Raw genomic sequence first — 22,353 nt, 5'->3', positions numbered from 1 at the left:
AGATTTTTAGCCATTGTCACTAACAAACGATGTCTTTCAGCTAACTTCTTCCATTGATGTCCTTTCAAATCCGCTACATTCACCCGAGGTTTTATCTTCATTCATTTGGTGTTCAGATATCCACTGAAAAAGGAACCTCAGTGGTATTTATCTTGCCCCAATAGTGCTGGGAGTCTACTGTAGTTTTGGTTATCCATTGCTTGCGCCACAATACATTTACCAAATGAAGATAAAAATGATTTAAACTACTTTTGCCTCTGTATGAAGTAGATTTACTAGCTCTTTTACTTGTGCAGGAAGTTCGCCTTCAAGAATTCGACCTGCTGCTTTTTGAGCTGGTAAGTAAATGTCTACTGTTTCTACTTTGACTTCTACATCATCTTCATCGATATCTAAATCATCTAACTCAAGTTCTGCAAGCGGTTTCTTTTTCGCTTTCATGATACCTGGTAAAGACGGGTAACGTGGCTCGTTTAAACCTTGTTGAGCTGTTACTAAAAGTGGTAAAGACGTCTCAATTACTTCTGAATCTCCTTCGATATCACGCACGATTTTTGCAGATGTGCCATCGATTTCTAGGTTCGTAATTGTTGTTACATAGTTGATGCCCAATAAATCAGCCACGCGCGGCCCTACTTGACCCGAGCCACCATCAATAGCAACATTACCTGTTAAAATAAGGTCAGCATCTTTATCTTTTAAATACTCAGCTAAAAGGTAAGCTGCTGCATTTTGATCTAATTCGTCTAAATCATCTTCTGTATTAATAAGGACCGCTTCGTCAGCACCCATTGCTAGAGCAGTACGTAATTGTTTTTCTGCATCCTCGCCACCTATTGTAACTACCGTTACTTTACCGCCTGCAGCGTCACGCACTTGGATTGCTTCTTCAATTGCGTATTCGTCATAAGGATTGATGATAAATTCAGCGCCATCCTCTTGGATTCTCCCACCAGAAACAACGATTTTTTCTTCTGTATCAAAAGTACGTTTAATTAATGCAAAAATGTTCATAAATCCATACCTCCTGAAACGTTTTTTAATTTCTAAGTAAACTTGTAAATATTATATATTTTCAGTGTCAATAACCCCTTTGTCATTTGTTTTCGACACTGATGGAATATTATTTGCCAGTAAACACAGGCTCACGTTTTTCGATAAATGCTTGAATACCTTCTTTAGCATCTTCAGTTACAAATACTGTACCAAAAGATTCTGCTTCTACCGCAATGCCTTCATAGAATGAAGCCGGCTTTGCGTATTGCAATGCTTGAATAGCTGCTTTTAGGGCAACCGGACTCTTCTTCGCAATTTTCTTTGCAACCTTCAGTGTTTCTTCAAGTAAAGCATCATCGGTAAATGCACGGTTTGCTAAGCCCCATTGCACAGCTTCTGAACCTGAAATAGGTTCACTTGTAAACATCATTTCTGCGGCTTTCGCAACACCTACATATCGTGGAAGACGTTGTGTGCCACCAAATCCAGGAATAAGGCCTAGTTGTAGTTCAGGTAACCCTAATTTCGCAGATTCTGTCACAAAGCGCATATGGCAACTCATTGCTAATTCAAGTCCACCGCCGAGTGCTGCACCGTGAATCGCTGCAATAACTGGCTTCGAAAATGTTTCAACACGTTCAAATACTTGTTGCCCATTACTTGCTAGCTTAGTGAACTCTGCACCCGATTCAACCGCTGTAAACTCCTTAATGTCTGCACCCGCTGAGAAGAAACGACCCTCACCATGAAGCACAAGAACACGTACAGTGTCATCGTTTTCTACGGCGTCTAATACAGCATTTACTTCTGCAATGATTCCGCGAGATAATGCATTTGCTGGTGGGCGAGCAATCGTAATAATCGCTACACCATCTTCAACTTTCCAACTTAGAAATTCCATTTCTCCACATCCTTTACGCTTTAATGCCGTTCAAGATTAATGCCTGAACCTTTGGAACCTGTTCTATCAAATCGTATCGATAGTCATTCATAACCCACGACGTAATGGTTTCATCAATTGTTCCAAACACCATTTGACGTGCCAAGCGTACATCCATCGTTTGATTGAACTCACCTGATAGCATGCCTTCAACTAAAATTTGATCAAGCAATTGTAAATACTCTCTTAATACTGCGTTGATCTTTAATCGCAAATCCTTGTTTGATTGTCGAAGTTCTAATTGTGTGACCGTTGCTAGGTATCGATCTGTCGCTAGAACATTAAAATGATTTTCAATCATTCGAGAAAGCTTGTCTTTCGACGTACTTCCATTTTCTATTATATCTTGTAATGACTCTACAAAAACAGCCATTTTTTCATTAAAGACAGAAATTAATATATCTTCTTTATTTTTAAAATATAAATAGATTGTTCCGTCGGCCACCCCTGCCTGTTTAGCAATCTTCGATACTTGCGCTTGGTGATACCCATTTTCTGCAATAACGATGACAGCTGCATCAACAATTTGCTTATATTTAGGCTTATCTCGTTTCACTCTTATATCACCACCTAAAAACATACCCACGCTTGCCTACTTTCCTATCAGCAACAATGATTGTTACCACATGGCTGTAGCTTACTAGTAAAAAACTGTCTGCGAATTCGACCATATTGTTGCCCTCAATGAATGAAGAACTCAAGATGAAAAATCGTGTACTTTCAACAGAGTAACAAAACACTTTGAGGAAGCAGCGTGAGATTGAAAAATAAAAAATATGAAAATATGAATGGTCATTCATTCATATTTTCATATTATATTCTACATTCCCGCTTGTCAATACTTTATCACGTAGTTATTTTGCTTCTTTAGTCGTCATTTTCGTTTTTTCTTCTTCCACTAATGTACGTCGTAATATTTTGCCGACCGCCGTCTTCGGTAGTTCATCTCTGAACTCATAAAAGCGTGGAACTTTAAAGGCAGCTAGATGTTGACGACAATATTTATTTAATTCGTCCTCAGTCATCGAAAATCCTTCTTTAAAAACAATATAAGCTTTTACCGTTTCGCCACGGTATGGATCTGGAATACCTGCTACCACACATTCCTGAATTTCTTCACGTTCGTATAATACTTCTTCGACTTCTCGTGGATAAATATTAAAGCCACCTGCAATAATTAAATCTTTCTTACGATCAACAACATAGAAGAACCCATCTTTATCCATATAACCAAGATCGCCAGTTAAGAACCAACCATCCGCAAAGGTCGCCGCCGTATCTTCAGGACGATTCCAATAGCCCTTCATCACTTGTGGCCCTTTCACAGCGATTTCGCCAACCTCACCAACCGGTAATTGTTCGATATCTCCGGTACGAAGAATGACTGAATCGGTATTTGGCCAAGGTAAGCCAACTGAACCAATCACGCGTTTACTCCAAATTGGTGTTGCATGTGTAACAGGTGAAGTTTCTGTTAAACCATATCCCTCTACCAGTTTGCCCCCTGTAACTTCTTCAAAGCGCTCTTGAACCTCTACAGGTAATGAAGCGGAGCCACTCAAACACGCCTTAATGGACGATAAATTATACTTCGCAATATCTGGATGATTTAATAAGCCAATATATAATGTTGGTGCACCTGGGAATAACGTTGGTTTTTGCTTATCAATCGTTTTCAAGGCTGTTTCCGCGTCAAACTTCGGTAACAACACCATTCTATTTTGCGTGAAGACAGATAATAACATCACAGTTGTCATTCCGTATACATGGAAAAATGGAAGCACCCCCATAATCGTCTCTTCACCATGCACACATTTATACATCCATGCATCACACATTGTCGTATTTGCAATTAAATTTTTGTGAGTTAGCATTACACCTTTCGGAAAACCAGTCGTCCCCCCTGTATATTGCAATAATGCTAAATCTTCTTCAAAATCAAACGGGAGATCAATCATTTTTACTGGTGCAGAACGCATAATCTCTGTAAACAAATGATTTTGTCCGCTATGCTCAACTTTTACACTAAAGCCGTACTGCTTCTTTTGAATAAAAGGATACACTAAGTTTTTCGGGAATGGTAAGTAGTCTTTAATCGCTGTAACGATGACATTTTCAAGCGCTGTTTCTTTCATGATTTTCATCACGCGTGGATACAATATATCCATTACTAAAATAACCTTTGCACCAGAATCAGCCATTTGATATTGTAACTCTCGTTCAGTATAAAGTGGATTTGTCTGTACAACAACTGCGCCCGCATACATTGCGCCATAGTAGGCAATGACACTTTGCGGTGTATTTGGTAGCATAATCGCCACACGATCTCCTTTTTCCACTCCAAGTGATTGTAAATAGTTTGCGAACCTAAGTGCAGACTCGTATAGCTCGGTGTACGTCAAATCCTTACCCATAAAATGAATCGCGACTTTAGATGGATTCTTTTGATAGGCACGTGTCAAAAACTCTTGCACAGGAATTTCCTCAAACGTTAAAGACGATGGTACTTCTTCAGGATAATTTGCTAGCCATGGTTTTGTTGTCATACGTCCTCTCCCCTTTGTCCCAAACTTTGTAAACTCTTATTTTAATTATAATGAAAAAGGAATACACTTTCAAACACAAAATAGAAAATAAATGCATTTCCGATTAATTATTATGCATTTTACAACATTATTATGACTGTGACATAAAGGGTTATATGTTGATTCCCCTTATGAATACTCATTCATTCTTTCTTTTTTCATGCAAATGTGGTGGCTAATATTTCTATAGTCGAAAAACAATTTTTTAAGCGAGGGCATTATCTAATTGAGAGAATATTATTGGAGTTTAATAGAATTTTGTGATATTGCTGTTGTTTCGATGTGGTGTCTGTGCACTGTAAAGTGAAACCTAAGCGGTAACAGGTTTTACCTGAGCGGTACTTGTGACTACCCGAGCGGTAACAGACTTCACCTGAGCGATACTTGCAACTACCCGAGCGCTAACGGGCCTCACCTGAGTGATACTTACTACTTCCCGGGTGGCGCCAAGCCCTATATACAAAAAAACGCGTCCTCAGAAAGAGGATGCGTTTTTCAATTTAAACTGTCAGCATATAGTAGACACCGACTGCCAAAAATGCGATGCAGACAACGATTAATACTTTCGCTAATTTTTCCATCTCATTACACTCCTATGCAATACTTGCCCCAATAACGAACGATAGACCGACTGAAATGGTGAAAGAAATGAAGCCCACCGAGCGATTATCATTGGCAATTTCCTGATCTACATTAAAACGAGGTGTCATAAATTCAAATAAGAAATATGCCACAATTAGTAATGTAAAACCAAAAAGTCCCCAACCAATCATTTCACTCAATGTACTATGACGTGCAATCGAGTACCGAAAAATATTACAAATCCCCAATATTTTCCCGCCCGTTGCTAACGCCACTGCAACATTCCCATTTTTTATTTCTTCCCAATTTTTATATTTCGTAACGACTTCGAACAATGCCATCGAGACGACTAAACATAAAACAACAACACTAAAATATCCTGCCGTTTCGATAATTGGATATCGCCAAAAGCTAGAATTTAGCATTTTCTCCGTCCCCTTTACCTCAGTTATTCGTACCTCGTACTATGTGTTAAACCTGGCTATCTGTCTCTTCTCTACGTTTGCCATACAGTTATATGGAGTGCTTTCTGCACGCCAGCGTTTTGTCTATACAATAGCAAGACGTTAAGCATAGACAAGTACGAATACACTTTACTTATCTACTTCAATTCTACGACTGTAACACCAAAGCCACCTTCCCCTGCCTCACCGAAGCGGAAGGATTTTACGCGTTTATGCTTTTTCAAGTAGCTTTGAATGCCTTGACGCAAAGCACCTGTACCTACACCGTGAATAATGGATACGCGCCCATAGTTGGCAAGTAGTGCATCATCAATGTATTTTTCAGTGCGCATAATTGCATCTTCAAAGCGCTCACCTCGTAAATCTAATTCTAATTTCACATGGCTATCGCGATTCTTCACGCCCGTAACCCGATGCATGGGTTCTTTCTCAGGTTTAATGTATTCAAGGTCACTGTCTGCAATTTTCATCTTCAAAATGCCCAATTGTACAATCCACTCAGTATTTGATACTTTTTCTATTAAAGTACCTCGTTGACCATAGCTTAACACCTTTACCTCGTCCCCGACAACTAAGTTTTGCGCACGAGCCTTTACTTGTGCTGCTTTTTTTAGCACTTTATTGTTTTCGAGTGGTATCGCTTCCTCCAAGCGTTTACGCGCTTCAATAAGCTCATGTTCTTTCACAACCTGATTAGCATTTTTACGCATTTCTCGAAGCTCCGCAATGATGGTTTCGGCCTCTCGTTTCGCTTCATCGACAATTTTGCGCGCTTTTTCCTTCGCTTTTTTGTCGAGTGCTTCTTTACGTTCTTCGTAGGCTTGTAGCTTATCCTCAAGCTCTTTTCGTAAGGATTCTGACTCTAAAAGTAAATCGTGAGAGCGTTCTGCATCATCCTCTGATTGGCGTCGCGTCTCTTCAAGTGAGGCAATCATTGATTCTACCTCATGGCGGTCAGTACCTGTGAAGCTTTTCGCACGATTAATAATGGCTTCAGGTAATCCAAGTCTACTTGAAATTTCAAAGGCATTCGAGCGACCGGGGACCCCTATAAGCAAACGATAAGTCGGGCTCAGTGTTTCAATATCGAATTCTACACTTGCATTGGCAACACCTGGACGATTATAGCCATACGCTTTTAATTCAGGATAATGCGTTGTAGCCATTACACGCGCTCCGCGACCATGTACTTCATCTAATATTGAAATGGCAAGGGCTGCCCCTTCTTGTGGATCAGTCCCTGCACCTAATTCATCAAAGAGAACAAGTGATGCGTGGTCAAATTTTTGCAAGATGTCGACGATGTTCACCATATGAGATGAGAAAGTGGAAAGTGATTGCTCAATCGACTGCTCGTCTCCAATATCTGCAAAGAGTTGCTCAAACACCGCAAGTTCTGACCCATCTAATGCTGGGACAGGTAAACCTGCCTGCGCCATTAATGTACATAGACCAACTGTTTTTAAAGTTACGGTTTTACCACCTGTATTAGGCCCTGTAATGACAATAGCTGTAATGTCTTTACCAAACTCAATGTCGTTTGCGACAGCTATTTCACTTGGTAGTAGTGGGTGACGTGCTCGCACAAGTCGGATATAGCCTTCCTTGTTCATTTTCGGCATCGTACATTTGTTTGCTTGACCATATTTACCTTTTGCTAAAATAACGTCGATTTCACCTAGAATTCTAACTAAATTAAATAAATCTGGTGCAACTTCCTCCACCATCGCACTTAGTGCAAGTAAAATGCGTTCAATTTCTACCTGCTCTTTCATTTTGAGACGATGAATTTCGTTATTCGCTTGCACAACCGAATCAGGCTCGATGAAGAGTGTTTGACCGGAAGATGATTGGTCGTGCACAATGCCACCATAATGATGACGGTATTCCTGCTTGACAGGAATTACATAGCGATCATTTCGAATCGTCACAAGTGCATCAGAAAGCATTTTAGTGGCATTGCTACCACGTGTAAGGCTTTCTAGCTTTGAACGTACTTTAGCCTCCTCTGAACGGAGTGATTGACGTATGGTACGTAATGTTTGACTGGCGGAATCCAATACTGTGCCATTGTCGTCAATGCAGTTATTAATTTCATGTTGCAAGCCTGTTAGGACTGGCATTGCGTCCTTCTTGTCAACGAAGTGTGGAATTTCTATCATTTCATCCGCCTGTAAATCCTCGATAAAATTGCGAAGAATACGGCTTGCTCGAATCGTACTTGAAACTTCCATTAATTCCATCGCTGACAACATGCCACCTATTTGTGCACGTCTTGCCGCAGGGCGCACATCGAAAATGCCGCCCATTGGCACATTACCTTTAACTCGTAAAATGGATAAACCTTCATCCATTTCTTCTAATAATTGCACGACTTTTTCAAAGTCCGTTTGTGGCACAAGCTCATCAATGGCTGATTTGCCAATGGATGATGTACAGTGTGTTGCCACTTGCTGACGCACTTTATCATATTCTAGTGTTTTCAATGCGCGTTGTGCGATCACTGAGAACACCTCCTCAACCTATTTATTTCGTCGAATAAACGCTTCAAATTGTTCACGCGTCCATGTATTGACAATCATATCTTTTTTCAACCATGCTTTGTTTGCATAGCGCACGCCGATATCCATAAAACGTAAATGATTGATATCATGTGCATCGGTATTTATTGCTATAGGTACACCTGCTGCTACCGCCATTTCTAAATGCTCGACACATAAATCGAGACGATATGGATTCGCATTTAACTCTAAAATTTTACCATATTCCTTAGCCCACGCAATTAACTGTACCATATCTGGATGATAGCCAGCTCGGTCTTCAATAATGCGGCCAGTAGGATGAGCAATCATATGAACATACGGATTTTGCATCGCTGTGTGTAACCTAGCCATGATTTTATCTTGTGATTGTGTGAAACTAGAGTGTATGGAGGCAATCACAAAATCCAACTCTTTCAGTACGTTGTCTTCAAAATCTAACGAACCATCTGGTAAAATATCCATCTCTGTTCCGGCATATAAATAAAAGTCTGGATGCGCTTCGTTAAATGCTTCAATTTCTAAGCGTTGCTTCATTAATCGTTCAGGTGTTAAACCATTTGCCACCTTTAAATACTGTGAGTGATCGGTAATAACGCTATATTGATAACCACGCGTAAGTAAAGCTTCACCCATTTCGGCAACAGAGTACGCTCCATCCGACCATGTCGTATGCATATGCAAATCCGCCACAATGTCGTCAAGCATTACTAAATCCGCAATTTCTGCTGTACGGTCAAACTCTGTTGTCCCTGCACGTAAGCTAGGTGGGATGAAAGGTAAATCAAAATGAGCAAAGAATGCACTTTCGTCTGGAAATGTCAGCACAGAACCATCAGCTTGTTCTACACCGTACTCACTTATTTTCTCACCACGTGCCTTTGCAATTTGACGCATACGCACATTATGGTCTTTTGAGCCTGTAAAATGATGCAAGGCTGTTGTATACTCTGTATCTTTCACCAAACGAAAATCAACACTAATCGGCTCCTCAAAATCTAATACAACAGAAATTTTCGTATCACCTGCAGCCACTACCTCTTGGATTAAAAGTTCATTCAGTAATTTTTCACGTACAACCTCGACTGTCTCTGTTACAACGATAAAATCGATATCTTTACTTGTTTCTGATGCACGACGGAAGCTCCCAGCAACTGAAAAACGTTCCACTTCTTCCATACTACCGAGAAGTGCTTCGATTTGTAAAACGACAGGCTCTAATTGCCAAATCGGCAAGCGCTCCGAACGATTTGCAAAATTCGCAAGCTCTTTTAAAATCTTTTCTTCTGTTTTTGCTGCAAAACCTGCTAGTTCACGTACTTTGCAAGCCTCACAAGCAATCTTTAAACTCTCTGCTGAATCGATCCCTAGCTCTTGATGAAGCTTGGCAATTTTTTTGCCACCTAAACCTGGCAGCTTCAATAATGGCAGTAATCCTTTCGGCACGATGTCTTCTAATTCTTTTAAGAGGCTCGATTCGCCTGTTGCGATAAGATCCTCAATAACGGCAGCTGTGCCTTTACCGATGCCTTTTAGTTTCGTAACATCCTCCATTTCGCTTAATGAACGCTCGTCCGCTTCAAGTGCCGCCGCTGCTTTACGAAAGGCAGAGACCTTGAAAGGATTTTCACCTTGTAATTCCATATATAAAGCAATTTTTTCAAGTGTACGAATAATTGTTTTTTTGTTCATTGGGAATTCCTCCTATCTTAAAAACACTTCCCTCAAGTCCGAGAGAAGTGCATAGTTTGCTATTGCCTATCAAAACACAGTGATCACTGAGCTTTGCTTTCGGTACAAAAAATAGTTGACGCAGATGCTTCGTGGCTATACTACTTTCTCACAGAACATCATTACGCCTAATAACTGCGATTTCATTTTAAGTGTAACTCTCCAAAAATACTTAAGGACATTAACAGTCAATCAATAAAGATAGCGGTTAATTCTTATGATGAATGGAGATAAATATACCACCAGTTTTGGAACATCTTCGTGATAATCGGTGTATGCTCCAATATGAGCCCGGATAACAACGACTTCGACATTAAATTTTGAATCATATCAATAGGCAACAATGCCAGTATATACAGCACAATAAACATAATTAAATAATTTTCAATGATGCCAAAAAGCGCACCAAGCCAGCGATTCAATGTTCCTAAAACAGGTAAGTAGGCAATAAAATCAAATATCGATGCCACAATTTGTAACGAAATTTTCACCGCAAAGAAAATGACTGCAAACGCAACTACACGGTAAAACGTGCGGTCTAAATCTAAGCTATCAATAACTACGCCAAGACTTCCTGAATCCGTTACACCTGGATATGGCACCCAAAACACAAATTTTTGCGCTAATGGCTTATAATAGATATACGCAACAATTAGGGCAACTACAAAACTGACAATATGCATCATTTGAACGATAAAGCCACGTTTTGCCCCAACAATGAGTCCAACCAATAACACTAATAATATAATTAAATCTAGCATTCACTTCAACCCTTTAATTTTTTCAATTCTTCTTCTAGTAATTCCATTTGCTCTTTTAAGAGTAAATAATCGTGCACCGTATTCACTGCTGTAAGGACGGCAAGCTTTGCGCTATCAAGTGAGGGATTATGTAAATTCATTTCGCGCATACGGTCATCAACAATCGAAGCGACAAGTCGCATATGTCCAATAGATTCAGAGCCGACCATTTTATATGTATGACCATATATTTCCACAGAAATTTTGTTCTTTTCTTGATTTTCCATAGTCGCACCCTCCAATAAAATCTTTTTGCTCACGATTTTATTCAGTAGTGAGCAACGTCCACACAAAAAAGCTATTTATTATCATACCATGAAAGGTATAAAATTGTGAACAACGAGGACAGAAAGGAACTATAAAATGTCAAATATTGTACTTTTAATTTCAACAAATATGCAAAAAGAGGTGATAACTTATTACGCAAGCAATTTTGTGGAGCGTAAAGCACCTGGTGTGGTATTTGCTGCCAAACTACCAGATACAGCAATAACTTTATATAAATCAGGGAAATTAATGTTTCAAGGAAGCGGTGCAGATCGAGAAGCAGCACGTTGGGGTGGTAGCGCCCAAACAACGAGTTCACCCAAATCATCCTCTATTGGCGCAAAGGGCGACGTGCTTCCAGATGGTTTTGCCTCGATGTCTGTTTTAGGTTCGGATGAAACAGGTACTGGCGATTATTTTGGCCCAATTACAGTTGCGGCGGTTTATGTGCCTGCTTCAAAAATCGAATTAGTGAACGAGCTAGGCGTCAAGGATTCAAAAATGCTAACAGATGACTATATGCGACGAATTGCACCAGATTTACGTGCAGCATGTATCCATAGTGTACTTATATTACGCAATGAAAAATATAACGCGTTACAAGCAAAAGGCTACTCACAGGGTAAAATGAAAGCCATGATGCACAATAAAGCACTAGGGCATACACTGTCTAAAATGGCCCCAGAAAAGCCTATGCATATTCTTATTGACCAGTTTGCAGAGCGTGGGGTTTACTACAATTATTTAAAGAACGAAAAGGATATTGTGCGTGAAAATGTATTGTTATCTACCAAAGCCGAGCAGCTTCATGTGTCAGTAGCAACGGCTTCCATCTTAGCACGCGCAGCTTTCTTAAAAGAAATGGATCGACTAAGTGAACTTGCAGGTATAGAACTGTTGAAGGGGGCCTCTGCAAAGGTCGATGCATTAGCCGCGCGAATATGGCGTGGACAAGGTGAAGAATTTTTACGCTCCATCACTAAATGGCACTTCGCCAATACTGAGAAGGCTCGAAAAATCAAATAAAATTTACTTCGTTTAGAAGATAATTCATGCGTTCTCCCCTTCTAACATCTTAGATAGAAAAACAAGAGTGTCACATCACTGTAGACACCCTTGTTTATCTTTAATATTTAAATTGCTGAATCGATTGCTGAAGATTATCTGACATTTCAGCTAGTGCTTCAGCTGAGGATGCGATTTCTTCCATCGTGGCAAGCTGTTCCTCTGTTGCAGCGGAAATGTTTTGTGCACTTGCTACGTTTTCATTTGTACGTTCTAACACAATTTCAATTCCGTTCGCCACTTCGTCAGAGTGAAGTGAAATCACCTTCGCTGCTTGTGAAATTTCTCCAACTTCTTTTGTCACTTGTTGCACATTACTACGAATTTCTCCAAACGACTGCCCTGCAATTGTCGTCACTTCGATGCCTTTTACAACCTCTGCTGTTCCAATGGCCATCGACTCGACCGCTAGCTTCGTATCCTTTTGAATATAAGTAATGATATCTTTAATTTGCAGTGTTGACTGGGCAGACTGTTCAGCTAACTTTCTTACCTCATCGGCAACGACTGCAAAACCTTTGCCGTGCTCTCCTGCTCGTGCCGCTTCTATCGCTGCATTCAATGCCAATAAGTTTGTTTGGTCAGCAATTTGCGTTATCGCTTCAACAATATGGCCAATTTCCTGTGAACGAGTACCTAATGTTTGAACAGTGTCTTCAAGCGCGTGAACCGTTTGTTGAATGATTTGCATCTGCTCAATAGCTGTTTGAATAGTCTGATTTCCTACAACCACTGCTTCCATCGATTTGTTCGACATTACATTGACGGTATCTGCCTTGTGTGAAATGTTTTGAATCGATGAAGACATTTCTCGAACAGCATTTGAACTTTTATGGATGATTTCGGCTTGAGAATCAACAGTTCCTGCAAACACCTGGATTGACTCGACAATTTGCGTAGTGGCCCGCTTATTTTCGTCTGTGCTTATTGTAAGCTGTTCCGACGATGAAGTTAGCAGGGTTGATTTTTCACTAACGTCACGAACAACCTCACGTAAGGAGCTAATCATTTTGTTAAAGATACTAGCCAATTTGCCATACTCATCATTAGTGTTCATTTCGATAAAATTACGTAAATCTCCATCACCTACCTGCTCAGCGACAGTAGCCAGCTGTTTCAATGGGCGGGTAATCGAACTGATGATAAAGGCACCAATTACGCCACAGATGACTAAAGCGATCGCAATTACTAGCAAAGTTGTGGTGAAGATAGGTGCTGTGACAGCTGATACATCTGCCATATCCATGGTGCCGATAATTTTCCAACCTGTTAGTTTATTCGTTACAAAGAATACTTGGTACTCCTTGCCATCTTCCTCTATATTAAATTGGCCTTCATTCTTGCCTTCCATCTTTTCTACATAAGAATCTTTAAGCGCCGTCCCCACTTCTGAGAAAGGATCCGCAATACTAACATTGTTGGCGTTCACTAATGAAGCATAGCCGTTTTTACCAATCTTCACCGTATGTACAAGCTCAGAAATTCCCTCTAAATTCAGCCCAATCGAAATAACCCCTGAACCGTCCTGTAAACCTGCTGAAACTGATAATATTAATTCTCCTGTAATAGTTGATTGATATGGATCAACCATAACACTCTTGCCTGGCGACTCTATCGCCTTTACATACCAAGGTCTCGTAAAGGGATTATAGTCCGGGTCAGATTCGGCATATGGAGAGCGTAAAAATTTGTGCCCTTCCATTGCTAAATTGACAACGGAAACACTGCTATGTAGCGCATTATATTTTTCTATTTCCTTTAAAAGCTCGGCATCTTGCCAGTCCTTATTAAAATAAGCAGCCAAATATTCGGCATCATCAAGGATGGGTGCTATTTCTTCTGAAATTAATGAATTTAATAAATCTACATTTTCGCGTGAGTTCTTACTCAATTCTGCTTGATATTGATTGGCCGCCTTCATGTATGACAATGTTCCAATTGCAAAACTTGGAATTAAAAGCGTCAATGTAAATGCCCATATTAATCGAGCACGCACGGATAAGGTTCCTCGTTTTCGATGATTTTTCACAATGCTTATCTCCTCTTACTAAAAATTTCTATCCAGTTTCTACTATACACACAATAAATACGTTTGATTTATTTTTTGTTATTTCTAAATATTATTAAAAGCTAAAAATATAATAGTGATTTGAATAAATTTCGAATATTTTTGTAGGAGCGTAAGGCGGCGACTCCAGTGGAAAAAACGAGCAAACCAAGCCCCTAGAATACGCTTTTATGGGAACGAAGGCTATAAGCGTCACGTCCTGTGACAACGCCTTTGAGACCAACATTCTGTGCTGCCGCTTCCCTTTCGCACATAAAGACATTTGTTGCTGTCGCTTCGCTTTCGCACATAAAGACACTTGTTGCTGTCGCTTCGCTTTCGCACATAAAGACACTTGTTGCTGTCGCTTCGCTTTCGCACATAAAGACACTTGTTGCCCCGAAGCGGTTCGGTGCTTAACCGCAGATAGCTTCCGTCTGTAGTGGCATATACCTAGTGATATGAACAATTATTTTTTACTTTAATAATATTCGCCTTTATTGATATGGAATTGAATTCTGATATGGATTCATTTAAACAAATAAAAAGGCTGCCTCAATGATTCTGAGACAGCCTTTGACTTATAATTTTCTATTAACGGACTTCTGTACCTTCAATTGTAGCGATGGCTTTTAGTACTTTATTGTGTGCTGCGACTACCTCATCATCTGTTAGCGTACGTTCTGGATCGAAGTATGTTAATGAGAAAGCAACCGATTTTTTGCCAGCTTCCATTTTCTCCCCTTCGTACACATCGAATACTCGAATGTCTTTTAACAGTTTCACGCCAGCTGAATGAATAACAGCAACAACTTCTCCTGCAGCAGTTGCACTGTCCATCACCAATGCAATATCACGGGACATAGCTGGGAAGCGCGGTACTGGTTGATAGCCAAGTGGTGCTTCGTTTGCAGTAGCATCAAGTAAGGCCACTAGGTTCATTTCCATTACGTACGTATCTTTCACACCCCAAGTTTTTTGCTCAGCAGGGTGTAAACCACCAATAATGCCGACTTGCTCGCCGTCTAATAGAATGCTTGCTGTACGGCCAGGGTGTAGACCATCTACTTGTGCTTTGACAAAGGAAATACGATTGCCAAGACCTAGCTTATTCACAACACCTTCAATAATTCCTTTTAACACGAAGAAATCTACTTCTTTTTTCTCTCCTTGCCAAGCATGGTCTAACCATTTACCCGTTAGAACAGCTGCAACATGCTCTTCCTCAAAAGGTTGACCTTCTGCTGATTGACCAAGGAATACAGAACCCACTTCGTATAACGCCACACTGTCCGCCTTACGCGCGACATTATATGCGGCAGCCTCAATTAAATGTGGAATTAAGCTTTGACGAAGCGTTGAACGTTCTTCACTCATTGGCATTAATAAACGCGTTACCGATGCTGCTTTCAAAGCAAAGCGTTGTGATAAGGCTTCTGATGTTAATGAATACGTTACTGCTTGGTAAAGTCCCGCACCTTCCATATAGTTACGTACAACGCGGCGGTTTGCTTGGTAAGGAGTTAGGCTGCCTACTTGGTTTGCACCTTCTAGTAAAGTCATTGGAATTTCATCGTAGCCGTAAAGACGTGCGATTTCTTCCACAATATCCTCTTCGATTTTAATATCCTGACGACGTGTCGGCGCATCAATAATTAATAATCCATTTGCCGCCTCTACGCCAAATTTTAAACGCTCTAAAATTGACAACATATCTTCTAATGAGATTTTCATCCCTAGACGCTCATTGATAAAATCTGGTGAAACAACGACACGTGCTGGTGTTTTATCTAATTCGTCCACCATGCATGTGCCTTCAAGCACTTCACCACCAGCTAATTCAGCAAGTAATGCCGCAGCGCGTTCAGCTGCAGGTACAACACGGTTTTGATCAACACCTTTTTCAAAGCGAGCTGATGCATCTGAGCGAAGTCCTAAGTTACGAGAAGTTTGACGTACTGTTAAACCATCGAAGTAAGCAGATTCAATAACAACTGTTGTTGTCGTTTCTGTTACTTCAGAGTTTGCGCCACCCATTACACCGGCAATAGCTACAGGTTCTTTGCCATTTGTAATTACTAAATCAGTCGCTTTTAATGTACGCTCCTGCTCATCTAAAGTTGTGATTTTTTCACCTTCTGTCGCTTTACGCACGACAATTTCACCTGTTGCAAGACTGTCGTAGTCAAATGCATGTAGCGGTTGGCCATACTCCATTAAAACATAGTTCGTCACATCAACTACATTGTTGTGTGGACGTACGCCGGCAGCCATTAAACGGTGTTGTAACCACATTGGTGATTCTGCGATTTTTACGTTTTTCACGACTTTTGCCACGTACATTGGATTCGCTTGTAAATCTTCTACGCGAAGTTTTAACACGTCCTGAGCTTTTTCAGATGATGTTTTGTAGGCGATTTCTGGATATTTTACTTCCTCTGAAAGAATTGCTCCGACTTCATATGCTACACCTAACATTGAAAGTGCATCCGAGCGGTTTGGTGTTAAACCAAGTTCTAACACTGTGTCACGTAAACCTAAAAGTGCAAGTGCATCAGCACCCACCTCTGCGTCAGCTGGTAACACATAAATGCCCTCTGCATAAGCTTTTGGTACGAGCTTGCCTTCAACACCCAGCTCTTGTAATGAACAAATCATACCGTTCGATTCGTGACCACGAAGTTTAGCTTTTTTAATTTTAATGCCACCTGGTAAATGTGCACCTGGGCGAGCAACGATCACTTTTTGACCTGCATCAACGTTTGGCGCACCACAAATAATTTGTTGTGGCTCTGCTTCCCCTACGTCTACTTGGCAAATATTTAATTTGTCTGCTTCAGGATGTTTTTCTTTTGATACAACATGGCCGACAACGACCTTATCCATTCCGTTCGCACGGTCGATTACTGCGTCTACCTCAATCCCAGAGCGCGTAATTTTTTCTGCCAACTCTTCAGGCACTAAATCCTGTGTGCTTACATAATCTTTTAACCATTCTAATGATACTAACATTTTTAGTCCTCCTTACGCCTCTGTTCGCTCGAATTGTGATAAGAAACGTGTGTCACTTGTATAGAAATGACGAATATCGTCGACTCCGTATTTTAGCATTGCGATTCGTTCTGCACCGATACCGAATGCAAAACCAGAAACTTTCTTTGGATCATAGCCAGCCATTTCAAGTACATTTGGATGCACCATACCTGCACCTAAAATTTCAATCCAACCAGTACCTTTACATACGTTACAGCCTGAGCCACCGCACTTGAAGCAAGAAATATCCATTTCAACTGACGGTTCTGTGAATGGGAAGAAACTTGGACGCAATCGAATCTCGCGGTCTGCACCGAACATTTTTTTTGCTAAAGTATCTAATGTACCTTTAAGGTCACTCATGCGAATATTTTCGCCAATTACTAAACCTTCAATTTGCATGAATTGGTGAGAGTGTGTAGCGTCATCGTTATCTCGACGGAATACTTTCCCTGGACAAATAATACGAATCGACTCACCTTTTTTGGCTTCCATTGTACGAGCCTGAACAGGTGACGTATGCGTACGTAATAATATTTCCTCGGAAATATAGAACGAATCCTGCATATCACGAGCGGGGTGTCCTTTTGGTAAATTCAATGCCTCGAAATTATAGTAATCCTTCTCAACTTCAGGCCCCTCTGCAATTTCGTAGCCCATGCCGATGAATAAATCTTCAATTTCTTCGATCACACGTGTTAATGGATGACGGTTGCCGACTTTAATTGCACGACCCGGTAATGTGACATCAATCGACTCACTTGCTAATTTTTCAGCAATCGCTGCTTCTTCCAAAACTGTCACTTTTGCTTCAAGCACAACTGTAACATTTTCACGAACAGTGTTGACTAAGGCCCCCATTTTGGGACGTTCCTCTGCTGATAATTTACCCATGCCTTTTAGTAAATCTGTGATTGGTCCCTTTTTCCCTAAATAGGCTACACGCACATCATTTAATTCTTTTAAATTTGCTGCCGCTTCAATTTTCGCCAGTGCTTCTTGCTCTAACTGCTTTAGTTGCTCTTCCATGTGTTAAATCCTCCTTGTTCATGTAAATGCCCGCTTGCGCTAATGACACAAAAAAACCTCGCCCCTAAAAAAGGGACGAGGACATATTCGCGGTACCACCCTAGTTATTGCACGTAAATTCCGCACAATCACTTCATTGCCATAACGACTCGATTGAAGCCGGCATACCTTTACAGCATTTCGCTGGTCCCGGTAGCTGCTAACGGGCTGAATTCAAAACTGCATTGGTACGGTGCTGGCTCTCAATCTCCGGCCCACACTCCCTGTCGTCCATTCACAATCTTTACTACTTCCCGGTCAAAGCATTTTTGTATACATGATTACATTTAAAAGTGATTATACAATAATATGCAGTCGCATTTCAAGGGTCAAGTGCCCGTTTTCAGCTATCTTATCAGGTCTAGCGGCGTTTTTTGCTGATTTGCGGGCTATTCCCGATGGTTTACCGGCGATAAACGCTCTTTTAGCGGCGATAGTCGTGGGTCGACCTGCGATTATTGCTTTTTATCTGCGATATTTGTTGTGCTTTTATCAGCGATATTCACAGTGCCAAAGCAACTACTTCACAAATCCGTACAGAACAATTCCTGTGGCAACAGCTACGTTTAATGATTCAGCTTGTCCAAAGATTGGAATGATAATATTTTGATCTGTCATTGCTAACAGCTGTGGGTGAATACCACTGCCTTCATTACCCATCATAATCGCAAATGCACCGTTATGTTGAATTTCACTGTACAGGACAGCATCTTCATCCAGTGCCGTTCCAAATACGGGCACACCATTATCCTGTAGCCTATCAATCCAATCCTCTAAATCACCACGCACAACAGGAACATGGAAATGTGAGCCTTGCGCAGAACGCAACGTTTTGGGGTTATATAAATCCGCACAACCCTTGCCAAGTATAACTGCTTCCACTCCTGCCGCATCTGCTGTACGAATCATTGTTCCAATATTACCTGGATCCTGCACCGCGTCAATCAGCAGTACCTTACGCCATGAAGCCATCATCTCTTCTTCTACAGCTGGCTGTTTACAAACCGCAAATACACCCTGAGATGTTTCTGTTTCTGCAAACTCCTTCGCCACAGCTGCCGTCACTTCCACCATTGCTACATTATCAATCGGCCAGAGCATCGGCAAATCGACACCCTCACGCACAATTAGCTGTAACACTTGTTCGTTATTTTTCAAAGCTTCCTCCACCAAATGGAAACCTTCCACTAAAAACTCACCAGAACGCTCTCGTTCTTTACGTGTCGTCGCTAACTTCTTCCAATATTTCACTAACGCATTTTGCGTAGACTCAATTCTCTTCATCGTTCCTCGTACCGCCTTTTTCCTATTTACTACTCATTATTATACCTTAGAAAATGAGGAATTTCATAGTCAGGGAGAAAACGCTGTTTAACGATTATTGAATCTTCTCGTTAAACAGCTGACATTCCTTCATTATTTTCGTAATTTCTCTATTTCATCCGCAACAAATTGTACATTTGCACCAACAATTACTTGAATACTATTTGGCCCAACAATATTTATGCCATAGACCCCTGTATTTTTTATGCGCTTTTGATCAACCTTCTCCATATGTGCGACCTCAACTCGTAAACGCGTAGCACAATGCTCTATCGAACTAACGTTAGCAGTACCACCTAAGCCAGCATAAATTTCTGCCGCTAATTTTGAAAACGACGAGTCTAATGATGTTTATGTAAAATTTTAATATTAAAAACTTGAATACATAGTAATAAATTATAGCAAAGACGAGTCCCTGTAACACAAGCATTAGTGGTAAATTTGCGAGTGGAAGGCGGAGGGTCAAGACATAGTCGATAAAGCCCGCACTAAATCCAAAGCCTGCTGTCCACTGGAAAGTAGCCGCTATAAACATAGATAACCCTGTTAACACAGCATGCACAAAATAAAGAACTGGTGCTAGGAACATGAACGAAAATTCAAGCGGTTCTGTCACGCCTGTAAAGAACGAAGTAAAACCTGCGGCCATCACTAAAGATGCTACTTGTTTTTTTCTTGTGGTTTTCGCTGTATGGTACATTGCTAAACCAGCAGCTGGTAAACCAAACATCATAATTGGAAAGAAACCAGCCTGATACATACCTGTTATCCCTTTGACACCAGAACCGTCCCAGAACTTCCCGATATCATTTATACCAATTGTGTCAAACCAAAAAACAGTATTCAATGCGTGGTGTAAGCCCGTTGGAATCAATAAGCGATTGAAGAAGCCATATAAACCAGCACCTGCCGCACCTAAACCACTGATACCTTCACCAAATGATACTAATGCTCCAAAAACAATCGGCCAAATATAAAATAATAATGCTGAAACAAAGAGCATAATCACTGCTGATACAATCGGTACAAGTCGTTTACCACTAAAAAATGCTAAGAAATCTGGTAACTTAACATGACTAAAACGGTTAAACATCGCTGCTGCAATCAAACCTGATAGAATACCAATAAACGCATTATCAATTTTGTTAAAGGCGATATCAACAGTTGCAGGATCAACTGATTGCAGAAGGGCAACCGTATCAGTTGAAAGCATCGTTGTTACTACTAGAAATGCCACCAAACCACTAATCGCCGCAGAACCATCTTTTTCCTTCGCCATCCCAAATGCAACTCCAACCGCAAACAAAATCGGAATATGGTCAATAATCGAAGCACCTGCTTTTATCAAAAACGCGGCAAGCACATTCCCTGATCCCCATCCAGTAGGGTCAATCCAATAACCAATTCCCATTAAAATGGCAGCAGCTGATAGCACAGCAACCGGTAACATCAAAGAGCGTCCTAATCTTTGTAGATATCTCTTCATACACAACGATCCCCTTTCCATCATAATGAGGTGAAGACCCACAAAATGCCATTAAGTGTCTGCTTTTCCCTCAAGCACCATACAAAGACACTAATTCTTGTTGCTATTGAGGCACTAGACATTCATTTGTGACGGAGTCCGAAGTGAAAGATTTCTTCCTCCATGGAAAACAAACTCGAGGGGAAGACACTTTAGTGTGTTATCGTAAAAGTATGAAATGTACGCACTTACACAGTCACCATTTCGTTGAGAATTGACACCTCCTTTTGCTTTACTTTGCAATAACAATCATTAACAATGTTTCTCCCACAATACATTCCTTTGATCCTTGATATTGAATTTGTCGCTCTTTGCTGTTAGTGATGAGTATTGGCGTTATAATGCTCTTGGCATTTTCTCGAACAAAGTGCCAATCTACCTTAATTAGTATTTGACCCATTGATATCCGATCCTCTTCTTTCACCAAAACCGTAAAGCCTTGCCCATTTAAAGAAACTGTTTCCAAACCAATGTGAATAAGAAGCTCTGTACCATCCTTTGCGCGAATCCCTATTGCATGTTTCGTCTCAGCAACAAATATGACTGTACCGTCAATCGGTGCATAAACATGCCCATCAATAGGTACGATTGCTAGCCCTTCTCCCAACATTTTTTCGCTAAAAACGGGATCAGGTACTTGATCAAGCGACACAATCTCTCCATGCATCGGTGCATAAATGTGCAACTTCCGTTTACCAAATAATTTTGAGAGCATCCACATGACCTCCCTTAGATGTATCTTATTAAAAGGAATCAAAAAAAACGTATATTTCACTATATTGTGTTGTGGGATAAAGCAGAACTGATAAGGGGATATCTTAAAATATTTAGTCATAACAACAGTTACTTGACCTTTATTTATAAACATTTCTTAACGTTCAAACAATCTGCTAAAATTTGCTGTTCATTTCCGTTAAATCGGCTATGATTATTATATAAATAATATTATAGGGTGAAAATTTATGAAAAAAAATGTACATGTAGTTGGCGCAATTATTGAGAATGAGATGCAGGAGATTTTTTGTGCTTTAAGAAGTCCCGATATGACATTAGCAAATTATTGGGAATTCCCTGGAGGTAAAATTGAAGTAGGAGAAACGCCTGAACAAGCATTAACCAGAGAGATCACAGAAGAATTTAATTGCTCTATAAAAGTTGGAGAAAAAGTAGAAGATACTACATACGAATATGAAAAGTTTATTGTTCGCTTAGAAACGTATAAAGCTCGATTATTAAAAGGCATACCCGTTGCGATCGAACACGCTGAAACTAGATGGGTTCCTCGTAAAGAACTTTTTGAACTTAACTTCGCTCCTGCTGATATACCTGCAGTTGAAAAAATTATGAATGAAAAATAATGGTTATGAATTTGGATGAAATGGTGTGA

17 protein-coding genes and 1 pseudogene are annotated in these 22,353 nt (G+C 40.4%); 2 read left to right on the top strand and 16 right to left on the bottom strand.

Features of this window, described 5'->3' with window-relative positions; genetic code table 11:
- Positions 1-240 precede the first annotated feature (240 nt).
- The 9 genes from C9J35_RS03495 to zapA all read right to left on the bottom strand — a co-directional run bounded on the left by C9J35_RS03495 (position 241) and on the right by zapA (position 10,865).
- Positions 241-1,014, bottom strand: a complete 774-nt coding sequence (locus C9J35_RS03495; RefSeq protein ID WP_107923441.1) for an electron transfer flavoprotein subunit beta/FixA family protein — start codon at positions 1,012-1,014, stop codon at positions 241-243.
- Between the two features lie 109 nt (positions 1,015-1,123).
- Positions 1,124-1,897: an enoyl-CoA hydratase gene (locus C9J35_RS03490; RefSeq protein ID WP_054767283.1), complete on the bottom strand. Its 774-nt coding sequence runs from the start codon at positions 1,895-1,897 to the stop codon at positions 1,124-1,126.
- 13 nt (positions 1,898-1,910) lie between these two features.
- Positions 1,911-2,492, bottom strand: coding sequence for a fatty acid metabolism transcriptional regulator FadR (gene fadR, locus C9J35_RS03485; protein ID WP_054767282.1), 582 nt, complete (start codon positions 2,490-2,492; stop codon positions 1,911-1,913).
- A gap of 298 nt (positions 2,493-2,790) precedes the next feature.
- Positions 2,791-4,482: an AMP-binding protein gene (locus C9J35_RS03480; RefSeq protein WP_107923440.1), complete on the bottom strand. Its 1,692-nt coding sequence runs from the start codon at positions 4,480-4,482 to the stop codon at positions 2,791-2,793.
- Between the two features lie 632 nt (positions 4,483-5,114).
- The gene (locus C9J35_RS03475; protein ID WP_010860124.1) at positions 5,115-5,528 is read right to left on the bottom strand and encodes a DUF350 domain-containing protein; all 414 of its coding nucleotides are present in this window, start codon (positions 5,526-5,528) and stop codon (positions 5,115-5,117) included.
- Positions 5,529-5,704: 176 nt separating this feature from the next.
- On the bottom strand, positions 5,705-8,071 hold the full coding sequence (locus tag C9J35_RS03470; RefSeq protein ID WP_107923439.1) for an endonuclease MutS2: 2,367 nt from the start codon (positions 8,069-8,071) through the stop codon (positions 5,705-5,707).
- A gap of 18 nt (positions 8,072-8,089) precedes the next feature.
- Positions 8,090-9,799 (bottom strand): DNA polymerase/3'-5' exonuclease PolX, encoded by a 1,710-nt coding sequence (polX, locus tag C9J35_RS03465; RefSeq protein WP_107923438.1) that lies wholly within the window; start codon positions 9,797-9,799, stop codon positions 8,090-8,092.
- A gap of 254 nt (positions 9,800-10,053) precedes the next feature.
- Positions 10,054-10,599: a CvpA family protein gene (locus C9J35_RS03460; protein ID WP_054767280.1), complete on the bottom strand. Its 546-nt coding sequence runs from the start codon at positions 10,597-10,599 to the stop codon at positions 10,054-10,056.
- A 5-nt stretch (positions 10,600-10,604) separates the two neighbouring features.
- A complete protein-coding gene (gene zapA, locus C9J35_RS03455; protein WP_054767279.1) occupies positions 10,605-10,865 on the bottom strand; it encodes a cell division protein ZapA in 261 nt (86 codons plus the stop codon).
- Positions 10,866-11,001: 136 nt separating this feature from the next.
- Here zapA and rnhC point away from each other — a divergent pair, with 136 nt between their 5' ends.
- The gene (gene rnhC / locus C9J35_RS03450) at positions 11,002-11,931 is read left to right on the top strand and encodes a ribonuclease HIII (protein WP_054767278.1); all 930 of its coding nucleotides are present in this window, start codon (positions 11,002-11,004) and stop codon (positions 11,929-11,931) included.
- 100 nt (positions 11,932-12,031) lie between these two features.
- Here the strand turns inward: rnhC and C9J35_RS03445 are convergent, their stop codons facing one another.
- From C9J35_RS03445 to C9J35_RS03415, 7 genes and pseudogenes are all read right to left on the bottom strand, one after another.
- A complete protein-coding gene (locus C9J35_RS03445) occupies positions 12,032-13,999 on the bottom strand; it encodes a methyl-accepting chemotaxis protein (protein WP_107923437.1) in 1,968 nt (655 codons plus the stop codon).
- A gap of 194 nt (positions 14,000-14,193) precedes the next feature.
- Complete coding sequence (locus C9J35_RS03440; protein WP_054767274.1) at positions 14,194-14,400, bottom strand: hypothetical protein; 207 nt, start codon at positions 14,398-14,400, stop codon at positions 14,194-14,196.
- Positions 14,401-14,611: 211 nt separating this feature from the next.
- The gene (gene pheT, locus C9J35_RS03435; RefSeq protein WP_107923436.1) at positions 14,612-17,029 is read right to left on the bottom strand and encodes a phenylalanine--tRNA ligase subunit beta; all 2,418 of its coding nucleotides are present in this window, start codon (positions 17,027-17,029) and stop codon (positions 14,612-14,614) included.
- Positions 17,030-17,041: 12 nt separating this feature from the next.
- Entirely contained in the window at positions 17,042-18,079 is a 1,038-nt protein-coding gene (gene pheS / locus C9J35_RS03430; protein ID WP_107923435.1) for a phenylalanine--tRNA ligase subunit alpha, read from the bottom strand.
- 558 nt (positions 18,080-18,637) lie between these two features.
- On the bottom strand, positions 18,638-19,402 hold the full coding sequence (locus C9J35_RS03425) for a TrmH family RNA methyltransferase (protein WP_054767273.1): 765 nt from the start codon (positions 19,400-19,402) through the stop codon (positions 18,638-18,640).
- Between the two features lie 132 nt (positions 19,403-19,534).
- A pseudogene (nagE, locus tag C9J35_RS03420) lies at positions 19,535-20,927 on the bottom strand (N-acetylglucosamine-specific PTS transporter subunit IIBC).
- A gap of 271 nt (positions 20,928-21,198) precedes the next feature.
- On the bottom strand, positions 21,199-21,681 hold the full coding sequence (locus tag C9J35_RS03415; protein ID WP_107923434.1) for a PTS sugar transporter subunit IIA: 483 nt from the start codon (positions 21,679-21,681) through the stop codon (positions 21,199-21,201).
- Between the two features lie 247 nt (positions 21,682-21,928).
- On the opposite strand from C9J35_RS03415, the gene C9J35_RS03410 reads away from it, so the two are divergent.
- On the top strand, positions 21,929-22,324 hold the full coding sequence (locus tag C9J35_RS03410) for a (deoxy)nucleoside triphosphate pyrophosphohydrolase (RefSeq protein WP_107923433.1): 396 nt from the start codon (positions 21,929-21,931) through the stop codon (positions 22,322-22,324).
- The last annotated feature ends 29 nt before the right edge of the window (positions 22,325-22,353 follow it).

This window comes from Lysinibacillus parviboronicapiens (genome assembly GCF_003049575.1).
Taxonomy (GTDB): Bacteria; Bacillota; Bacilli; order Bacillales_A; family Planococcaceae; genus Lysinibacillus; species Lysinibacillus parviboronicapiens.
The sequence above is the reverse complement of the archived record's forward strand: the minus strand, read 5'-3'. Positions and strand labels throughout refer to the sequence as shown.